The sequence below is a fragment of the Bacillus sp. FSL K6-1005 genome (assembly GCF_038000225.1).
Lineage (GTDB): Bacteria > Bacillota > Bacilli > Bacillales > Bacillaceae > Bacillus > Bacillus mojavensis.
Genome location: NZ_JBBOBP010000001.1, coordinates 56,928 through 77,573, shown reverse-complemented (window position 1 = coordinate 77,573; position 20,646 = coordinate 56,928). Strand labels below are relative to the sequence as shown.

The following is a 20,646-nucleotide window of genomic DNA, read 5'->3' as shown; positions in this document are numbered from 1 at the left end:
GTATCATGTTTTTAAATATTAACTAGTCTATCAACTTATTTTCCAAAGCCAATTCATTCATTATTTTGATATGTTTTCTTGCCTCTATCATACTCTTTGTTTTTCCGAAGTGAAAATAAATGACATCACCGTCTGCATGTTCTTTATGCCGGCCTGTCCTTCCCGCGATTTGCACAAGCGCGCTTTCCGTAAAGATGGGCGATTCTGCCCCTAAGATGCCTGTTTGGACCATAGGAACTGTGACACCTCTTTCTAATATTGTTGTTGTGATTAACAGATCAAACTGACCGTCTCGAAATTGCTGCACTTTTTCTTTTCTGAGCTTGTCTTCCGCATGTACAGACGCTGTTCGATAACTCATATTTTTAAAACAAGAAGCAGCCTTTTCCAGAATAGAAATGGAAGGAACAAATAAAAAAACAGGCCTTCCTTCTTTTACATGCTGCTCTATCCACCTTTTTACCGAATTTGGGATTTTATTTCGGATTAATTTCTTTTTCCAGTTTCCGCACCATTGAAAGCGCGGTTCAGGCAACGGCTTCCGGTGGTATCTGGCCGGTATGCGAACGGACTTCAACTCACCTTTATACGTTTTTCTTTTTAATTCTTTAGGAGGTGTGGCACTTAGATAAACAAGAGTGCTGTTTTTCTTTCTCGCTTTTTGGACAGCGAATTGAAGGGTTTGATCAGCGGAATATGGAAAAGCATCCACTTCATCAACGATCATGACGTCGAATGCGTCTTTATAACGCAAAAGCTGATGGGTTGTGGAAATCATAAGCGGAGATAAACGCCCTTTGTCCTCACTTCCTCCGTATAAAGCTGAAATATCAGCACCTCGAAATGCAGCCTTCAGCCTCGGAGCAAGCTCTAATACAACATCGGTGCGCGGGGTCGCAATACAAACACGCTGTTTTAGATTTAATGCCAATTCTATACCCGGGAATAATAATTCAGTTTTACCTGCGCCGCAAACAGCCCAAATAAGGAGCTCTTCTTGCTTCGAAATTGCTTCAATTAAGACGTCAGCGGCCTTTTGCTGTCCGCTTGAAAGCTTTCCATCCCAAGTCAGTTTTATAGGCTTCCAGTTTGCCTCCGCCTCCTTACTCCAAGAATATAAAGAAATATCCTCACTCACCCTGCCCATCATGACACAAGAGCGGCAGTAAACTTTATCTTTTCCAAATGAATGATACGATGAAAAATACTGTTGATCATTTTGACCGCATCTATTGCATCTATATCCCCGTTTATTTTTTGATAATGACTCCTCGGCAGATATATAACCATGCTCGGTATGCCAATCAATGATCTCGTCAGAAAATGAGATTTCTGTTCTAAGCAGATGACGGCTCTGGAGCTGCTGCTGCAGTTCTTTAGAGAATAGACTGTTCGATTCTGATGTCTTAGTCTGCATAGTACGGCCTCCTTGCAAGACACTATGCCCGAATGAAAATATGCTGTCTAACAGCTAAAAAAAGAATTTAAAAAAATCCCCGCTACTAAAACGGAGATTTCATCATTTATTTAAAACACCAGCAGATTCCTATTGCACCTTCACCAAGATGAGTGCCTATAACAGCACCAAAGTAGCTGTTGTAAAATTCAACATGCGGATATTTTGCAGAGAGCTCTTCAATAATTTTCGATGCTTCTTCTTCTCGATTAGCGTGAATAACGGCAGCTTGCATCGGCATACCCTTACTCGCGTCTTCATTTAAAAGCTCGTAAATCCGTGAAATTGCTTTTTTGCGTGTACGGATCTTCTCAAAAGGCACAATTACATTATTGTCAAAATGCAGAATAGGCTTTACCTTTAGAAGACTCCCAATAAAGGCTTGAGCACTGCTTAATCGTCCGCCTCGCTGAAGATGAGTTAAATCATCCACCATAAAATATGCACGAACGGTTTTTTTCATTTCTTCCAGTTCTTTTATAATATCTTCCGGAGATGAAGCTCCATTTCTGATCAAGTCGGCTGCTTTCAGAGCATAAAAACCTTGAGCCAGACAGCTGATCTCTGAGTCAAACGGGTACACTTCAATATTATCGACCATTGTATTCGCTGTAGCTGCACTGCTGAACGTTCCGCTAATTCCGCTAGAAAGATGAATACTGATCACCGCATCATATGACTTGCCGAGCTCTTCATATAAAGCAACCAGCTCGCCGATCGCAGGCTGAGAAGTGGACGGAAGCTCTGTATGTTTTTTCACTTCTTGATAAAAGCTTTCCCAGTCCATTTCTGTTTCTTCATGATACGTTTCATCTCCAAAAACAACCTGGAGAGGAATCATGTGTATATGATTTTGTTCACGCATTTCTTTTGGAATATATGCCGTGCTGTCTGTTACTACTGCAATATTCATAGCTTCGTTACCTGCCTTATCACTTTATGACTCTATTGTAAGGGAAACAGAAGCCTAAAAAAAGACCTGCCTCAAAAAGGCAAGTCCAGTTTCATGCTATCTCATTTCTACCCAACCATTTTTAATGGCGACCACCACGGCCTGCGTCCGGTCGTTTACATTCATTTTTTGTAAGATATTGCTGACATGGTTTTTAACAGTTTTTTCACTGATAAACAATGATTCACCGATTCCGCGGTTGCTTTTTCCGTCTGCAAGCATTTGCAGCACTTCACATTCCCGCCTTGTTAAAATATGTAATGGTCTGCGAATCTCTGGATAGACCTCATGCTGAGGATGAGCAGAAACTCCGCTTGTTGCAAGACGGCGGAATTCGTTTACGAGGTTGTGAGTAACCTTCGGGTGAAGGTAAGAACCGCCCTCGGCAACTACTTTAACCGCTTCAATCAGTGTATCAGCATCCATCTCTTTCAGCAGATAACCCCTTGCACCTGTTTTCAGGGCATGTGTTACATAATTCTCGTCATCGTGAATCGATAGAATAATTACTTTAGATTCAGGATACAGCTCTACAAGCTGCTTTGTAGCTTCCACGCCATTTACGTTCGGCATATTGATATCCATGATCACGACATCAGGATGATAGTGCTCAACGATACGAGCCGCTTCATCTCCGTCGTCTCCTTCCGCTACCACTTCAAAGGTAGGTTCGAAATCCAATATCCGCTTCACACCTTCACGAAATAACTGATGGTCGTCGATAATAACAATGTTTACTTTAGTCACAAGCCACGCCTCCTTGTATTATTGTTCTATATACTCTGGTATTCGGTCAATATGCCTTTTGGCTCTATTTTACAAATCATAGTCAAAGAGATAACGGAACCTTAATCATGATAAATGTCCCAAGACCTATTTTTGAATCTATCGTTATGGTTCCTTCCAATAAATCTACTCTTTCTTTCATCCCAAGCAAGCCGAATGATTTGTTTTTCTTCTCTTTCGCTTCCTTCAGGTCAAATCCTTTGCCGTTATCTTTTATCATTAAAATCACAAAATCCTTTGTAATCTCAACTTTGACTGTAATTTCTTCAGATCCAGAATGCTTTAACGCATTGGACACAGCTTCCTGTGCGAGTCTGAAGAGCGCAACTTCAAACTGAGGCGCGAGTCGTTTTTCCTCCGTATCGCCGATGCACTGAAAGTGTATTTTCACCTTACCGTTATATTCTTCGGTTGTATATAGATATTTCCGCAAAGTTGGAATCAGGCCTAGGTCATCAAGGGCCATCGGTCTTAAATCATATATAATCCGTCTCACTTCGTAAAGGGCATTCCTCACATTTTGGCGGAGATTTTTGATTTCCTGGAATCCGTCCTCAGCGCCTCGGTCTCGGAATATCCGTTCAATTAATTCCGATCTCATCATAACATTTGCCAACATTTGTGCAGGACCGTCATGAATTTCTCTCGAGACTCTTTTTCTCTCTTCTTCCTGCGCTTCAATAATTCTCAGGCCAAAATCCTGTTTTGCCTGCGCATCGGCAAGAAGCAGCCCAACCTCGCGAAGATCCTGATTCAGATAGTTCAGCACAACCGTAATCTGGCTCACTAGTGATTCTGAGCGTTCAATGATTTCCTGAAGGCCTAACAGCCTGCGTTCCAAATCATCCCGGCGTTCGCGCAATTGCTTTTCACGCTGCTGGATCATCGTCAGTTCTACTTGCAGCTTATGGGCTTTTTCATAAGCATTGCGGATTTCTTCTTCACTGAATCTATGAAAATTGCGGCTGACCTCGGATAAACGGTTTCGTGCATGGCGGGTTTGCACTTCAAGTTTATCACCAAGCTCGATGACTTCATAAACCTGCTGTTTAATTTGTTTCAGTTCTTCGACCAGCTGTTCATACTGCTGGCGCGACTGCTCCCCGATTTGAAAAACCTCATCCTTGCTCCCGTCAACGGTTTTCAGCATCTTCATCAAAATAGAATCCAGAACTTTGGAATCCATCTTTATTTTATTCATAATTTCCCTCCGTCACGGTGTTGTCATATATTTTTATTATAAATGTAATTGATCTGCAAATTGTGTCGAATTATAATGAAAGAATGCGTATATTCTAGAAAAAAACAATTTTATGTACCTTCTTACTCTTTATGATAACAAAATACGCACAAAAATTCTAAAGACTGTACGAATTTGTATAGGCAGTCTTTTATGCTTAGCGGGGGGTCAGCTAGCATGCTGCACAGCTATTTCACTGTGAAAGAAGCAGGAGAACACGAGATTGTTATAGAAAAATCGCGTTTTATCTGTCATTTAAGCCGTGTTTCTTCCGAACAAGAAGCACAGGAATTTATACAGAAAATAAAGAAACAGCACTGGAATGCAACTCATAATTGCTCAGCTTACGTTATTGGCGAAAACGATCATATCCAAAAAGCCAATGATGACGGAGAGCCGAGTGGCACAGCAGGAGTCCCTATGCTCGAGGTGTTAAAAAAACGCAGACTTAAGGATACTTGTGCAGTCGTCACGCGTTACTTCGGCGGCATAAAGCTGGGAGCAGGCGGTTTAATCCGCGCTTATGGGAAGTCAGTGTCTGAAGGATTAAACCATATAGGTGTCGTAGAACGGAAGCTTATGAGGGTTATGCATACTTCCGCAGATTATACTTGGCTTGGCAAGATTGAAAATGAATTAAGGGAATCGCCTTTTCTATTAAAAGAAATCCATTATGCAGAAAACGTAGAATTCGAAGCATATGTAGAAGAAAAAGAAACACAATCGTTTTCTGAGTGGATGACAGAGTTAACAAATGGAAAAAGTGATATTACAGAGGGAGAGTTGACGTACCTTGAAAAAGCCGTCAATCACATAAAGGAGACTGAATAATGACTGAACGCGTTAGAGTGCGTGTGCGCAAAAAGAAAAAGAGCAAACGCAGAAAAATTTTAAAAAGGATTATGTTGTTGTTCGTCCTTGCATTATTGGTAGTTGTAGGGCTCGGAGGATATAAACTATATAAAACCATTAACGCTGCGGATGATTCATACGATGCACTTTCCCGCGGAGATAAATCAAATCTACGTAATGAAGTTGTAGATATGAAGAAAAAACCATTTTCTATTTTATTTATGGGAATTGAAGATTACGCGACAAAAGGGCAAAAAGGGAGATCGGACTCTCTTATTGTAGTTACCCTTGACCCGAAAAATAAAACCATGAAAATGCTTAGCATTCCGCGCGATACACGAGTGCAATTAGCTAATGACACAACCGGCACCAAAACAAAGATCAATTCCGCTTACAGCAAAGGCGGAAAAGATGAGACTGTTGAAACTGTTGAACAATTCTTGCAAATCCCAATCGATAAATATGTAACAGTCGATTTTGACGGATTTAAAGATGTTATTAATGAGGTTGGCGGTATTGATGTAGATGTACCTTTCGACTTTGATGAGAAAAGTGATGTGGACGAAAGCAAACGGATTTATTTCAAAAAAGGCGAGATGCATTTAAATGGTGAAGAAGCCTTGGCGTATGCCCGCATGAGAAAACAGGATAAACGCGGCGACTTCGGCCGTAACGACAGACAGAAACAAATTTTAAACGCGTTAATCGATCGGATGTCCAGCGCAAGCAATATTGCAAAAATTGATAAAATCGCAGAGACAGCCAGTGAAAACGTTGAAACCAATATTCGCATTACTGAAGGTCTAGCCCTACAGCAGATTTACAGCGGCTTTACCAGCAAGAAAATCGACACACTGTCAGTTACTGGTTCCGACTTGTATTTAGGGCCTAATAAAACATATTATTTTGAACCGGATGCTGCGAATCTGGAAAACGTAAGAAAAACCCTTCAAGAGCATTTAGATTATGATCCTGATACGAGCAGTTCAAGCATTGGCAGCTCCAGTACCGATAGCTCAACATCAGACAGCTCTGACAGTTCTAGCACGGCAACAGACGGCAATACGAGCGGAAGCGGCTACACAAATGACAGCAGCACAAGCTCAAATGGCACAACAAATTCAACTACTGATTCATCATATTAAATTTAAAAAAGCCCGTCCTTTAACGGACCGGGCTTTTTTGCGCAGAAAAAACTCCGGCTCATAGAACCGGAGTTTTTAATTTCTTTTCACAAGACGTTTATAGAATTTTGTAAATGGCTTAAAACGTTCATTCACGAGTCCCGTAACTTCTGCTATTATTTGCATAAATATAATTAAGATAAAGATAATAAACAGGGAAAGCCAAATTGTAGCGCTTTTCAGCACAATTGCACTGATGCTGAAAATAAATCCAATTAGGTAAATGACAATGACCGACATCCGATGTGAAAGGCCAAAGGCCATCAGCCTGTGGTGGATATGTGATTTATCGGGCGCCGAAATCGGCTGTTTGTTTAGTATCCGTCTTATGATTGCAAATGTTGTGTCAAAAATCGGCACGCCTAATATAATAATTGGAATGACAATACTGAACAATGTTACGCTTTTATACAGCCCTAACAATGAGAGAATAGAAATCACATACCCTAGAAACAATGATCCCGTATCCCCCATAAAGATTTTTGCCGGATGAAAATTGTAGAACAAAAATCCGAGTGTACTTGCGATAACCACCAATGAAAGTGACAGAATGAGTACTTTTCCGCCGGATAGCGCCATAACTGCGATCGTGGACAGGCCAATAACAGAAAGACCTGCTGCAAGGCCGTCTAATCCGTCAATCAGGTTCATCGCGTTTGTGATGCCGACAATCCATAATACAGTCAGCGGATATGCCATCCAGCCTAATTCAAACCGTTCAGCTAAAAAAGGTACTGAGAAAAAGTCCATTTTTAAACCCGTGCTAACAATCATAATAGCCACGGCTAATTGAATAATAAATTTAACTTTTGCGCTTAATTGATATTTATCGTCTAAGATTCCCAACACAATAATGATAAATGCCCCAACTGTGATAGCCGTCATTCTTGTTTCTGTGTATATACCGGATACAAGCACGCCTGTAACCACCCCGATAAATATGGCCAGCCCGCCCATTCGGGGCATGATTTTATCATGTACTTTTCGATTGCCGGGCTGATCAACTGCACCTATTTTAATCGCAATCCTTTTTACGATTGGGGTTATGATTAAAACCGTTAGCAGCGAGACAATAAACGCAACAACAATGCGAATCATGCGTTCGTCAAGCATAAAGAAGTCTCCTTTGGAATTATATGAAGTCTTTATTTTAGAGAACCGTTCCTTCCATTATACCTTCTCCTTAGTTATTATAACAAGCTTCATCAAAAAGAAACACGTATAATCAAAAAACGCGCATCCCAATTAAAGGACTACGCATGTTTTTGAATCCCTGTATATTTCATGATTTGTTTAAATAAAACATTCCAATCTTGGGTGCGGGCAATGTTTCGCCGCATCTCTTTGTATGCCTCATCTCCGCTTTTTACAAGCACTTTCTCGCACGCAGCTATAAAATCATTATGGTCATTGCCTTCCATATATTCGTAAATATACGGCTTTTGCATTTTAGAAGTTGACGGAAGGTTAGAGCCGACGACCGGCTTTCCCGCTGCCAAAAATTCAAATAACTTAAGAGGGAAAACCGCCTGGTTATAGGATGACTTTTTATACGGCATAATCCCGATATCAATCAATTCCATAAAATGCGGAACTTCTTTCGGGTCTGCCGGCCCCGTCCATATCACATTGGAAAGCTTCAGAAGCTCTAGAAACGCTGTATCACCATTGGTGGCGTCCGGGCCGACCCATAAAAAGGTCCAGTCAGGTTTTCTCAGAGCCGCTTCTTCAATCAATTTAAAATCCAGCTTTGGTTTAATACCGCCGATAAACCCCAGTACGGCCCCTTCTCTTCCCTGCAAGATGCTTCGGTCAGGTGCCGCTTTATGTTCTGAAAACAGGTCATATTCAACACCGTTTTCAACGGTATGAACCTTTTCTTGTCCCGCTGTCAGTTTTTTATCAACTTCATTGCGCAGAAATTCCGATGAACAAGTAATGGAATCAGCACGCTCAATAATTCGCAGCTCCGCGGTTTTGATGACTTTCCGCCTGAACTCGGACAGCATATTTGAACGTCCGCTGATCGGCGCCGCCCACAAGTCACTGCAATCATAAATCACCTGATCCCAGGGATATAGTGAAGACAGCAGCGGAAATCCGGGAAACGTGTACCATAAGCAGCAGCGTTCACCTCTGGCTGAAGCGGATTTCAGCTCTTCTAATAAAGGTGAGAGCTTATGCTTATAAAACACATCGGTATATCGTCCGAAGCGAAACATTTTCTTTTGCAGCAAGTCCTTTACGGCGTATTGACGGATGCCGGATTGCACTTGCTGAAATTCGATCCTTTGGGTGCGCGGAGCCGGACAGACCCAGATGACTTCCTTTGTTTCTTCCTGAGCAGCTAAAAATTCAGCCAATCGGTGCCGTCTGTACCTCAATTGATCTTTTCCCCATTCAGCAGTAGCCACGATGACGTGAATCATTGCTTTTGTTTCCACCTTCATCACCTTTTCTCTCTGTTTGCGATTACAGCCTTTTTTTCACCGCGTTTTTTGCATATTGAACAAAACACCATGTCGCTTTCATTAAATGGAGCCGTTCGATCTCCCTGTAAACAAACCATGTTTTTTTGGCAGCCTTCCATTTGTTGCTTGAAATCGAATTATTGACAAGCCGGTATTCAGCTAAACACTCATTCATTCCATAAGCTGTAAAACCCTTTTTTAAAAGAGCCAGCCATGTTGCCAAGTCTTGCCTCGTTCTAATATTCGGCATTTGAATCTGTCCCGTCTGTTCCCTGTCAATCATCACCGTTAGACAGCCGATAATGGTATTTTTAAGAGCGTCATCATATGTTAGGCTTTCGGGTGCATGAATGAATTTATCCATCGGCACCCCGTCCTGTGACATTAAGCTGTAGCCTGTGAAGGTAAACGCACAGGACCGCTCCATCATAAAATCAAGCTGCTTTTTCAGTTTTTCTTTTTTCCATTTGTCATCACTGTCCAAAAATGCCACGTAGCGCCCTTGGGCATGTTCCAGCGCTTTATTTCTTGCTATCGCGGCTCCGCTGTTTTCTTCCAGATATATCACATGAATTCTTTCATCTATCTTCTCATACTGCATTAAAATGTCGCGTGTGCCGTCCGTTGAGCAATCATCCACGATAATCATTTCCCAATGAGGGTGGCTCTGATCTAACACTGATTGAATCGTGTCTTCAATATAGTCACGCGCATTATAAGAAGGTGTAATGACAGATACGAGAGGTTTCCAGTTGGTCATGATCACATCTCCATCGTATGATTTTAAAAGGACTCTCTGAAAAATTCAGGAATGACAACGAACATAAAGGCAATGGTTATGCCGATCAGAACACCCAGAACCGCTTTCTTTTTCGGGGACATTCCTCCGCCTGATGCCTCACTTACGGTTTCAGAATCAACGGCACTTGCCGCTTTCAGATTAAGCTGTGTGTTTTTCAGCTCATATAAAAATCTTTCTTTATCCACTTTGGAATCCTCGCTTACCGTTTCACCTTCCAGCGCGTCAATGCTGCGGCGAATGACGGCTTCTCTTTCTTCAAACAGCTTTTGGTCGTTTTTGAGAAAGGTGGAGGAAATAGCGTTCAAAACTGATTCGGTTCTTTCCTGATCCTGATCGGCATAGCTCAAAGACAGTAATGACTTAGACTCTGATTTCACGGTGAGCTTCTCTTTGATCTCCGCAAGATCTTCATCTTTTTCGTCAGGAAGCGCCTCCTTCAAAAAAGCATCACTCCTCAGCAGGAGCGGAATCTCTTCTGTACTGTTATAAATCGGATGATCATAGCTCCCCACAGCTAAAGTAACCTCAGCTGTGTAACTCTTTTTATCCGCAATTTGAGACGGCAGTATATACCCCGCCGCACCTAAAATAAGCGGCACTAATATAATCCAGATAATATTTTTCTTTATGCGCCGGGCTAATCTTATCACTATATCCTTCATATAAGTCTCCCTGCTTTTTTGTAGTCTATTTACCGGTATATGGGCTCAAGCTGCTGTCTGGATCGTCTTAAGACGTTTACAGCGGCGATGACGAGCGCCAGAAATACCCAATGGAAAAATAAATTTGAGACAGAGCTTGGGCTGATGCTGGATACCAGGAAACTGACCATAGCCGTGATGAGCCCTTCTGTGATCAGTTTTGACTGATTTTCCATTTTTCTTTCATAAAACTTGTAAAGCACCCACATGAGGTATAAATAAATGGCCAGATAGCCGAGCATGATAAGCAAGCCGAAGTTTGCCAGAATCTCTACCAGCCAATTGTGCACCTCTGTCACATTGTCAGTATCATATAAAGCATGATGCTCTAGATAATAAGACACATTTCCTGCGCCCACTCCGAATCCGTATGAGTCAAGGAAGAAGTGCCATGCGTTTTTTAATAGATTGGCCCTGGCCACGTTGGACGGAAGTGTTTCTTGGAATGAATGAGACGTCTGAGGAGCCAGAAACAGCTTCCAAAACACTGCGAATATCCGGCTGGCAAAAAGAACTGCAAAGACCGCAATTCCAGCTGCCGACAGCCAAAGGGCGATTTTTTTCAGAACAGGCGGCAAGACAATAAAAATGTAGATGGCTATTCCCGCAAAAACGCCCAGCAGACTGGCCCTAGAACCCGTCGCAAAGATTAAATACAATGCACCGAACGAGATCAAAAGGCCAATTCCCTTTAAGTATCCGTTCGTTATGTTTTTCACCATGGAAATGTAAAAAAAGAAACTGATAGACAAAAATGTCGCAAAATCATTTTGATTAAAAAAGACTGAGGTCGGATAATGCTGCTTATATTCCGGTCCACTGTACAAAGTCGAACTCGGGAGATGATGATGCGTGATATGATTGTAAAAACCGATGATCATCAGAAATACCGTCATCACCAGCCAGATGGAATAAATAATCATCAGGCGTTCCATTTTTTGCACATACATCACAATGAGATAAATAAAAAATATCCCCATCGCCAGCAGTGCTAAATATTTCAGACCGTCTGTAACTGATTTGGCCCATAGCAAGGAAACAAGGCCATATAAAAACCAAAAGGCGAAAAAGAGCAAAATTCCTTTTACTTGCAGCCCATTCCACCTTTCAATATGTGTTCGGCTCCGCAGTACCCCAACAAGATGGAGGCAGCCTGCTGTAATGAGTAAAAGCCGATACAGAAACAAACTAAAGAATCCAAGATGAATCGCGAAAAAAGCATTATTTAAAAAAGTGCAGGCAATCAAAATATAGATGACGGCCATAAAAAGCTGTTCTTGTGTTGTAAATGATGCTGCAAGCGTCAGTGCAAACAGGCCGATTGCCAATACAGCGAGAACGGCAGCCATCTGCATAAGACCTGTATCTGTGCGGATGGCTCCCAGCAATAGGACGATCCCCAATATGACAGCGGCCAGTAACGCAAGCGTATGAACCGCTGAACGTTTGATACTCACATGCTTAACCCCTTTCCTGATGTTTCAGGAGCCGGCGGCCGAGCCTAAGCAGCCGGCACTTCAAACAAGTAACCCTTTTTCTTTTTATAAATTGACGCTTCCCAAATCCTTAGCCAATTCTTCCATTGGCAAAGCCGGAAAGTAGCGGTCGGAAGGTTCTGTTCCCCGAACCGCAGGACGGCCGATAGAGTGATAAATGTATCCCGCAGCCTGCATTTCTTCGAGTGAAAATATATTTCTGCCATCGATGATGATTGGCTGTTTTAAAAGCATTTTTGCTTTTACAAGCTCCATTTCTTTTACTTCCGGCCAATCGGTCAAAATAAGGCACGCGTCGGTTCCCTCCATCGCAGCATACACATCTGTGCAATACTCGGTCTGATCGCCAAGGACTGCTGATGCCTCCGGAATGGCAATCGGATCATATGCTTTCACCTGTGCGCCCAGCTGCTGCAGCATTGGAATGATATCGAGAGCTGGAGCGGACCTCACATCGTTTGTATTCGGTTTGAAGGCCAATCCGAGCACGGAAATGGTTCTCCCTTTTATGCTTCCCATCACAGTTAAGAGCTTATCTACAATGTGAACACGCTGCTTTTCATTCGTTTCAATGACAGCTTCTATAAGCTTGAATGGATATCCGGCCGTTTTGGCAATTTGAAGCAGTGCGGTTGTATCCTTAGGAAAGCAGGAGCCGCCAAACCCAATACCCGCTTTCAAGAACTTTCTGCCGATCCGGCTGTCGAGCCCGACGCCGTCAGCAACTTTTGAAACGTCCGCGCCGACTCGCTCGCAAATGTTCGCGATATCGTTAATAAACGAAATCTTTGTTGCCAAAAATGCATTTGCAGCATATTTAATCATCTCTGCACTTTCTAAATTCGTTTTAATAACAGGGGCATGAAAAGGCTGATGCAGTTCCTCTATGATGGAAGCGGCTTTATGACTGGTTGACCCGATGACGGCACGCTCCATATTCATCGTGTCATGAATCGCTGAACCCTCCCGAAGAAATTCAGGGTTGGATACAACATCAAAGGAGCATCTTCCCTTCGAAGCTTTTTGTACGATAGATTGAACCAGTTTTCCGGTACCGACTGGGACTGTGCTTTTATTGACAATGATTTTGTAGCCGTTGAGATGTTCACCGATCGTTTTCGCAGCCGCTTTGACGTATGTTAAATCAGCTTCGCCTGTTTTAGACATCGGGGTTCCGACTGCAATATAAATAATGTCTGAAGTCCGAATGGCAGACGGAATATCGTTAGTAAAAGACAGACGCTGTTCTAACACATTTTTTTCAACTAAATCTGCAAGCCCTGGTTCATAGATTGGGATTACTCCGTTTTTCAGACTTCTGATTTTTGATTCGTTGATATCACAGCAAATCACTTTATTTCCGATTTCCGCAAAGCAGGTGCCAGATACGAGTCCTACATATCCTGTTCCAATGACAGCAATTTTTTTCACAGCCCTCATCCCTCTCCTGTAAATTCATGTTCCTATTTATATTGGTCGCAGTTACGTACGATTAAACAGGTGTTTTCAAAACCATCTGATACTGATCGTGCAGCGCCCTGGCATTTTTTCCGGCGTCATATTGAGTGTGAATGATTTGATATAATTCATCCGCCACTTCCGGCTTCCATATTTGATCCTGTGCGTATAAAGAGATCGTGTTTGCTAAGGCTTGAGCTGATTTCGGTTCAATCAGCAAATGGCGGTGTTTGCCGAATAATGATGCCACTCCTCCGACATCTGTACAGATGACAGGAACCCGCAGTGCCAGTGCCTCGATTACAACTGTCGGCATTCCTTCGCTATAAGAAGGGAGCACGAACATATCTGAGGCGAGCAAATAATCTCTCACCCTGTGATTCGGCACTTGGCCTGTCACAATATGCCCCTTTTGCCTCAGTAAAGATTTTGCAGGGCCGTCTCCGACATAAACGGCTCGTGGCGCTTCCTCCATCATCTCAATGGCTTCTGATAATTCAAAAATGCCTTTTTCCTTAACGAGCCTACCCACATAGACAGCAAGGCGCTGGTCAAGCGGGAGTCCAAGGTTTTTTCTGATGTCTTCTTTTGTCTGCTCATTTTCCTGAAAACGGCTGAGCTGTATACCTATCGGTAAAACCGTACTGTCAAAGCCGGAAAGTTTTTTGGTTTCTTCCTGAAGCTTTTCGCTGACTGCAAGAACTGCGGATGCGGAACCAACCGCAGTTTTGAAGGCTTTAAACGCACCTTTGCTGTAGTGCGGATAGACATTCACATCACTGCCATGCAAAGTCAAAATATACGGTATCCCGATTGTCTTTGCCACGACTGCCGCAGCCCCGCCCGACGGCATAGCAAAGTGCGCGTGGATCAGATCAGGATTCAAGTCATGCTGTTTAATGGTTTTTACCACAGCTGCCCCAATGCGCCGGTGTGGCTGGGCCCATTTCAGCTGGCCGGGAACAGCGGGATAGAAAGGCCTGTAAACCGGTATTCCTTTCCGTATCTCATATTCTGGTCTGGCATCCTTTTTACGATATGCCTTTTTCAGCATACGGACAGGCGCAGGGTGAAAAGGTCTTGGGCATATCACGGTGATATCCAGCCCGAGCTTCAGCAGCTCTTGCACCTGTGTTTCATGAAACACACCCTCGCCGGGTTTCAGACTGCTTGGATATACGCTTGTGATCCACAAAATCTTCATGACAAACGTCCTTTTCTTAGTAGTTTGCTTTTCATCTGAGGGTACGCTTTTCCTAAAAGAAAGAGATAGCAGAGCGCCCCAGCCGCCACTGAAATTGCCAGCCTCATCTCCGCCTGCATGCTGAAGCGTTCTGTTCCTAAACTCGCGCCGAACGCGATAACGGCCATACCCGCTGTGATCAGAAAAGGCTTCATAACAGCTTTAAAATAAGCTGAAAGATTGAGATTAATGACATATGCCAGCAGCCAGCGACCGATTAGAAAATTGAAAACGCTGATGACGGCATATACCCAAGCGACAGTCAGAAGATTACCCGTCTGAACAGCTGCAAACAGCGACAAACCATACAGCAGCATAACGCCGGAGTCCCAATAAAAAGCCAAATCTGCTCTTCCTTTGGCAAGGAGCACAGAACCATTCGGATTCATCAGCACCCTGAGTATCCCGACGATGGCAAGAACATTCAGAACAGGGACAGCCGCAAGCCATTTTTCTCCGAAAACAGCTGCGATAAAGGCGTCTGACACGGAAACGAGCCCGATTAACAGCGGGAACGATACAAGCGCAAGCATTTTTGTCATATTCAGAAAGCCTTCTCTGATCACGCTGTTTTCGTATTTGTTTTTGGCGAAAATAGGAAACGCGACCCGCGTCACAATCGGATTAATCTTCAAAACCGGAATGGTGACAATCTGATAGGCAAGATTATAAATGCCCAGCGCTTCAGCACCGATAAACCTGCCGATTAAGATCATATCGATGTTTGCTCCCAGCCTGTTCACAAGACGGGATGAAAGCTGAAAGGCTCCAAAGGAGAAGAACTCCTTCATTCCCCATAGATCAAAAACAAAGGATGGGCGCCATTTTTTTTGGTATACAGCCCAGAATAAAATCCCTTTGCTGGACTGCAGCAGCACCTGAGAGATCACGTATGCCAAAATCGCATCCATCATAAAAACCGCTATCGCTAAATATCCAAAGGACAATGCATTTGAAAAAATCTCTATTTTGCTTAACGTATTAAATTGCAGCTCCTTCTGCAGCATATACTGGTACTGCTGTCCAATCGGAGCAACCAAAAACATAATCCCCAAAATCCTGATGAGAAACACAAGCTCTTCTCTTTGATAAAATCCCGCAATGACGGGACTGCTCACATATAAAAGCACAAACAGCAAAATGCCGGTCATAATGTTCAGCCAATACAATGTTGACAGCTGGCGCTCCGTAGCGTCATCTCTTTGAATTAACGCAGCGCCAAACCCCATATCAAGCACGATCTGGGCAAATATTGTAACCGTTGTGATCATGCCGACGAGTCCAAATTCCGTTAAGGTCATCATATTTCCAAGCAAGGCAAACTGAACGATTTGAATGATTGTAATACAGATTGTTGAAACACTTGTCCACTTTGCGCCGCTCATGATTTGTTTTGTAATACTTGGCATCATATTCCCTACTTCTTTTTAAGCTCAGTTTGATGGCGAATGCAGACGTTTATCTTGCACCATCACCTGTCAAGACTACTTTACATGTTTTTAACATAATCTTTAATTCCAACATGAAAGTCAGATTGCGAATGTAATATAAATCAAATATAAGCTTTTCCTTCGGCGTCATGTCATAACCGCCGTTCACCTGCGCCCAGCCGCTCAATCCCGGTTTGACAGCCAGACGCTGTGTAAACCCCGGAATCTCATTCTGGAACTTTTCCGTAAACACTGGACGTTCCGGGCGAGGGCCAATCATACTCATATCGCCTTTCAGCACATTAAACAGCTGAGGGAGTTCGTCAATTCGCGTTCTTCTGATAAATGCTCCAATTCGTGTCACCCGCGGATCCTGCTTCTGCGCCCAAACCGCCCCAGACTTCTCGGCATCTATTTTCATGGAACGAAGCTTATAAAGCTTAAAAGGTTTCCCGCCTTTTCCTACACGCTCCTGCGTATAGATGGCAGGCCCCGGTGTCTCCAAACAAATCAATATTGAAAATACCGCAATTATTGGCAGCGCAACCACCAATCCAATCAGCGCAAACCAAATATCCATCACGCGCTTTACTGCCAAATAACGAGCCGTTTTTTCAGATAATGCAAATGATGCTTGCTGCACTGATAATTCGCGACTCACATTCATGCTTTTTTCTGCACCCACTGACACACACCTCACGATTTGTTTGGGATGTTATGATGACCTATGCCAGTCAGTTTAGCAGACGGATGTTAATTGGTTGTAAATGGATTGTTAAGAAGTGTGAATTAGGTGTTTTTTCTGATAAATTATATTAATGTTCTTTATCATTTTATGTACATGCCTCTGTTTTAATCATTTTACCAATAAAAAAAGAGACAAACCTGTTATTTAGATTTGTCTCTTCATTCTTATCTATAATATGAAACTGTACCATCATGAATAGCTTGGGCGGCTTTATCTTTATAAACTGCTTGTTTCAGTTTACTTGCGTCGCCTGCATTGGTGATGAAAGCAGTCTCAACTAAAACACTTGGCATTTTAGAATATTTGATAACATAGAATCCGGCTTGCTTGACTCCACGGTCTCTTGTCCCCAGATTAGCTGCAAGTTTCGGCTGAATTTGATCTGCTAATCGTTTGCTTTTTGTTGCTTGATATGTTGTATCGTAATAGGTCTCACTACCATTTGGAGATGAGCTATCATTGGCATTCGCATGAATACTGATGAACAAATCGGCTTGGACAGAGGCTGCCTTACTTACTCTTTCCTGTAAAGAATAAAACGTATCATTAGATCTCGACATTACTGGAAGAGCACCAGAAGCATTTAGCTTCGTATTGACTCTTTTCGCTATATCAAGGTTTACCTCTTTCTCAAGCAGTCCATTTCCTACTGCTCCCGAGTCTTGATCTCCATGGCCTGGATCAATAAAAATTGTTTCACCTACAACAGGATTCTTTAGCTGATTAGCTACTTTAGTGCTTATAGCTGGAGTATTTCCGATAATCGTAAAGTTTGACATGTTTTTGCTGCCGATAATTTTTCGTGCGCCGCCCGATAAATTTTCGCCATTAGTCAAAATAAGAGATTGTTTGTTCTTTGCTGCCAGAGTAGCTCCTGCGATTGAATCAGGATAACTAAAACCATTACTTACATATACTGTGCTCGTTGACAAGTTTAGTTTTTGTACAATATTAGCAGCAAGTTCGTACCTGTTTGAACCGCTAATTCTTGTAGGAGAAGGCAACTTGTTATATACCGTATTGTTAATACTTCCGGTACCTCCTGCAACCACAGTACTTGTAATCCTCTTATCTTTAATTGCTGCTGTTGTCGCACTATTTATAGAGGTTTTGTTTGTAAACAGAATAGGATAGCCATTTTTTGCTGCATAAGGGATGATCCCTGGAGCATCAGCATATAAAAAACCATTTAAAATTACGGCTTTTGAAGTTGCGTTCATTGCTCTTGCGACCCGTGCAGCTGTATCATAGCGATTGCTTCCTGCAATTCGTTTAATACTAATGCCTAAGCTTTTGATCTGATTGGCAGTATTAGAAGAAACAGCTGGTGTACCACCTACAATAATCACATTTTTTGTTCGCATTTCTTTTAGCCTTGTTTTCGTCTCAGAAGAGAGCTTATCAGCATTTGTGTAAAGCAACGGTGCATTCTTCTGATAAGCAAGAGGTGCCGCTGAAATGGCATCTGCGTATGAACTTCCGCCAACAATAACCGCTGTACTCGCTGTTGAGTACATCTGCTTTGATATTTGAACTGCAGTCCCGTACCTATTACTTCCTCCGACTCTTTTAACCGAATTATCGGCCAATGCTGTTGGTACAAAAAGAATGAGTCCCAGAAAACACATTGTTAGGACTTTTATATAAGAACGCAATTACTTTTCCTCCTTAAATGGCCTTTAGCACCTTAAAATAATTAATAATTTGTCAGAGTTGTCCCAGGATAGTAAAATTTCAAAATTGAACTATATGAATCTCCTGCTTCTGCTCTTGCCTTAGCTCCATATTGACTCATTCCGATGCCGTGCCCGTAACCTTTGCCGCTAATTGTGTACTTTGAAGTGTCTTTTTTTACAGTCACATAAGTACTTTTAAAAACAGTTGCACCAATCATCGTTCTTAGTTGAGTTGTCGGAACAGTAATGGTTGTAATTTTACTTAAGTTGTAGGAGCCAGTATTGCTTTTAACAAAATACTTAACTTTCATAGATGCTGTTTTTGCACGTTGTCCCTGTGTTGTACCACTAAAGCTCAAATCTTCTATACTCGCAATTTTTACAGAAGCTGCTCCTGTTTCTTTATTTTTCAAGATCCAATTTTTAACCCCAGATAACCTCGCAGCATCAGTTTCAGTTGCTGAAGACCACCAAGAAGACGGCTTATTTAAGTCAAGCGAATTCGTGTCAAGCTGTTGTTTTGAGAGAGTAAGCGTCCAGCCTATTTGAGGATCCTTTGAATCTTTCTTCGCAATTAAGTAAGGTACACTTGATGACCAGACTTCGTTGCTCGCTTCTGTATAACCGCCATTGCTTGAAGAATAAGTTGCTGTTATAAGAGATCCGTTATATTTCAGAACTTTTCCTTTTGTCTGCTCAACCGCTTTATTTGTGTTTGAATTCCAACTATATCCTCCATAAACTTGAAAAGCTGTTGTATCAGGTACAGTAGTTCCCGTTTTTGTTATGGAGTAGGTTCTCGCAGCCACAGTCTGTGCTTTTAGAGCTTCAAGTGACCAGCTGGCAGGCATTTCATTTGGTATAACCCCTTTTAAATAATCCTCAAATGGAATATTTTCATTAACCGGTCTGATATATTTAGTAGATTCAATAGAGAAATTAACTGTTCCAAGATACTGATTTCCGTTAAGACTCATTCTGTTAGAGGTCGAGTACTTTTCAGGTTTAATCCTCAGAGAGTTACCATATGTTTTTATATTTTCGAGATTTAATTTCCCATTGTTGATTTTCAGAGTATAGTTGCTTCCGCCGGCTAAATAAAATTCATCGGCAAGTGAATTCTCGACTTCTGCAGAAATTGAACTGGTGCTTCCAATAAAGTCGTATGCATATGTGGCTTTTTCTTTTGTTATGCTTTTAGCTGCTGCAGGAACACTATCTTGTTTAACAAACAAAATTTGGCTGTTTTTCTTCGCAGCAAGCGAAGCACCTACTAATACGTCTGCGTACTTTGTTCCGTTCGTCATTACGACTTTATCAGCCTTCAACTTTAATTGTTTAATTATATTTGCAGTGAGTTCATATCTGGTTGATCCAGGTATCCTCTGTACAGTTGAAGTTTTTTTTATTTCATTTTCTACACTGTCACTGACACTAAATGAACTGCCGATTATAATCACTTGTTTTGGCAAATCATAATCTGGAAGTTTATCCTTCTCAGTAAGTAAAATAGGATATCCCTGTGCCGCGGCATAAGGAGCTATGGCTAATGCATCTTGAAATACCTTCCCGGTTACAACGATAGCTTTATCATAGCTGCCCATCTGTTTAGCGATATTCTCAGATAATACATATCTATTTTTTCCACTTATCCTTTTAACTGAGCCATATGATTTCAGCTTGTTTTCTACATCTTTTGAAATGCTGCGTGCTCCCCCAATGACTAAAATATTGTCCGGGTTAAACTTAGCGATTTGTTTTTCAGTAGTTTTCGTTAATGTATCAGGTTGAGTAAATAAGATTGGTGCATCTAGTTTTTTTGCTAATGGGATAACAGGCAATGCATCAATAAATATATCCCGATTTACCAAAATAACTGTATTAGGATTTTTCCATTGACTGCTGGATGCAAGAGTAGCAGTTTCGTATCGTGAAGCGCCTGCAAAACGATCTGTTACAGCAACATTATCTCCAGTTACTTTATAAAATCCTGTTGGGGTTAGACTGATACTTGATTTATTACCGATATAGTTTGACAATTTGACTGAAATGTTTGAGTCTGCTGCAAAAGTAATTGAAGGGATAAATAGTAAAATTGCAGCAAGTGAACATACGATCAAGCGTTTGCAAGAATTCAAGATTTCAGGTTCC

At 42.0% G+C, this 20,646-nt stretch carries 17 protein-coding genes; 2 read left to right on the top strand and 15 right to left on the bottom strand.

What is annotated here, in order from left to right:
* Positions 1-22: 22 nt before the first annotated feature.
* The 4 genes from comFA to degS all read right to left on the bottom strand — a co-directional run bounded on the left by comFA (position 23) and on the right by degS (position 4,395).
* Positions 23-1,417 (bottom strand): ATP-dependent helicase ComFA, encoded by a 1,395-nt coding sequence (gene comFA / locus NST16_RS00330; protein ID WP_340883414.1) that lies wholly within the window; start codon positions 1,415-1,417, stop codon positions 23-25.
* 106 nt (positions 1,418-1,523) lie between these two features.
* Positions 1,524-2,369, bottom strand: a complete 846-nt coding sequence (locus NST16_RS00325; RefSeq protein WP_268449772.1) for a DegV family protein — start codon at positions 2,367-2,369, stop codon at positions 1,524-1,526.
* Positions 2,370-2,465: 96 nt separating this feature from the next.
* Positions 2,466-3,155 carry a two-component system response regulator DegU gene (degU, locus tag NST16_RS00320; protein ID WP_003219701.1) on the bottom strand — a complete coding sequence of 230 codons (690 nt, stop codon included), beginning with the start codon at positions 3,153-3,155 and terminating at the stop codon, positions 2,466-2,468.
* An 82-nt stretch (positions 3,156-3,237) separates the two neighbouring features.
* Entirely contained in the window at positions 3,238-4,395 is a 1,158-nt protein-coding gene (gene degS, locus NST16_RS00315; RefSeq protein WP_010332072.1) for a two-component sensor histidine kinase DegS, read from the bottom strand.
* A gap of 216 nt (positions 4,396-4,611) precedes the next feature.
* On the opposite strand from degS, the gene NST16_RS00310 reads away from it, so the two are divergent.
* Both NST16_RS00310 and NST16_RS00305 read left to right on the top strand, forming a co-directional pair.
* Complete coding sequence (locus NST16_RS00310) at positions 4,612-5,265, top strand: YigZ family protein (RefSeq protein ID WP_010332073.1); 654 nt, start codon at positions 4,612-4,614, stop codon at positions 5,263-5,265.
* Positions 5,265-6,431 carry an LCP family protein gene (locus tag NST16_RS00305; RefSeq protein ID WP_268449769.1) on the top strand — a complete coding sequence of 389 codons (1,167 nt, stop codon included), beginning with the start codon at positions 5,265-5,267 and terminating at the stop codon, positions 6,429-6,431. The genes NST16_RS00310 and NST16_RS00305 overlap by 1 nt, the downstream gene beginning before the upstream one ends.
* A gap of 75 nt (positions 6,432-6,506) precedes the next feature.
* On the opposite strand, the gene NST16_RS00300 is transcribed toward NST16_RS00305, so the two are convergent.
* The 11 genes from NST16_RS00300 to NST16_RS00250 all read right to left on the bottom strand — a co-directional run bounded on the left by NST16_RS00300 (position 6,507) and on the right by NST16_RS00250 (position 20,633).
* On the bottom strand, positions 6,507-7,583 hold the full coding sequence (locus NST16_RS00300) for a glycosyltransferase family 4 protein (RefSeq protein ID WP_010332075.1): 1,077 nt from the start codon (positions 7,581-7,583) through the stop codon (positions 6,507-6,509).
* 140 nt (positions 7,584-7,723) lie between these two features.
* Positions 7,724-8,914: a teichuronic acid biosynthesis protein TuaH gene (tuaH, locus tag NST16_RS00295; protein WP_340888239.1), complete on the bottom strand. Its 1,191-nt coding sequence runs from the start codon at positions 8,912-8,914 to the stop codon at positions 7,724-7,726.
* 28 nt (positions 8,915-8,942) lie between these two features.
* Positions 8,943-9,701 (bottom strand): teichuronic acid biosynthesis protein TuaG, encoded by a 759-nt coding sequence (gene tuaG / locus NST16_RS00290; protein WP_340883409.1) that lies wholly within the window; start codon positions 9,699-9,701, stop codon positions 8,943-8,945.
* A 23-nt stretch (positions 9,702-9,724) separates the two neighbouring features.
* Positions 9,725-10,405 carry a teichuronic acid biosynthesis protein TuaF gene (gene tuaF / locus NST16_RS00285; protein ID WP_010332078.1) on the bottom strand — a complete coding sequence of 227 codons (681 nt, stop codon included), beginning with the start codon at positions 10,403-10,405 and terminating at the stop codon, positions 9,725-9,727.
* A gap of 29 nt (positions 10,406-10,434) precedes the next feature.
* Positions 10,435-11,901 carry a teichuronic acid biosynthesis protein TuaE gene (gene tuaE / locus NST16_RS00280; protein WP_340883407.1) on the bottom strand — a complete coding sequence of 489 codons (1,467 nt, stop codon included), beginning with the start codon at positions 11,899-11,901 and terminating at the stop codon, positions 10,435-10,437.
* 84 nt (positions 11,902-11,985) lie between these two features.
* Positions 11,986-13,371, bottom strand: coding sequence for a UDP-glucose 6-dehydrogenase TuaD (tuaD, locus tag NST16_RS00275; protein ID WP_010332080.1), 1,386 nt, complete (start codon positions 13,369-13,371; stop codon positions 11,986-11,988).
* A gap of 61 nt (positions 13,372-13,432) precedes the next feature.
* Entirely contained in the window at positions 13,433-14,602 is a 1,170-nt protein-coding gene (gene tuaC / locus NST16_RS00270; protein WP_168748873.1) for a teichuronic acid biosynthesis protein TuaC, read from the bottom strand.
* Positions 14,599-16,050, bottom strand: a complete 1,452-nt coding sequence (gene tuaB, locus NST16_RS00265; protein WP_340888236.1) for a teichuronic acid biosynthesis protein TuaB — start codon at positions 16,048-16,050, stop codon at positions 14,599-14,601. The genes tuaC and tuaB overlap by 4 nt, the downstream gene beginning before the upstream one ends.
* 49 nt (positions 16,051-16,099) lie before the next feature.
* Positions 16,100-16,756, bottom strand: a complete 657-nt coding sequence (locus NST16_RS00260) for a sugar transferase (protein WP_268447036.1) — start codon at positions 16,754-16,756, stop codon at positions 16,100-16,102.
* Between the two features lie 227 nt (positions 16,757-16,983).
* A complete protein-coding gene (gene lytC, locus NST16_RS00255; protein WP_268504528.1) occupies positions 16,984-18,474 on the bottom strand; it encodes an N-acetylmuramoyl-L-alanine amidase LytC in 1,491 nt (496 codons plus the stop codon).
* Between the two features lie 41 nt (positions 18,475-18,515).
* On the bottom strand, positions 18,516-20,633 hold the full coding sequence (locus NST16_RS00250; protein ID WP_340883400.1) for a SpoIID/LytB domain-containing protein: 2,118 nt from the start codon (positions 20,631-20,633) through the stop codon (positions 18,516-18,518).
* Positions 20,634-20,646: the final 13 nt, after the last annotated feature.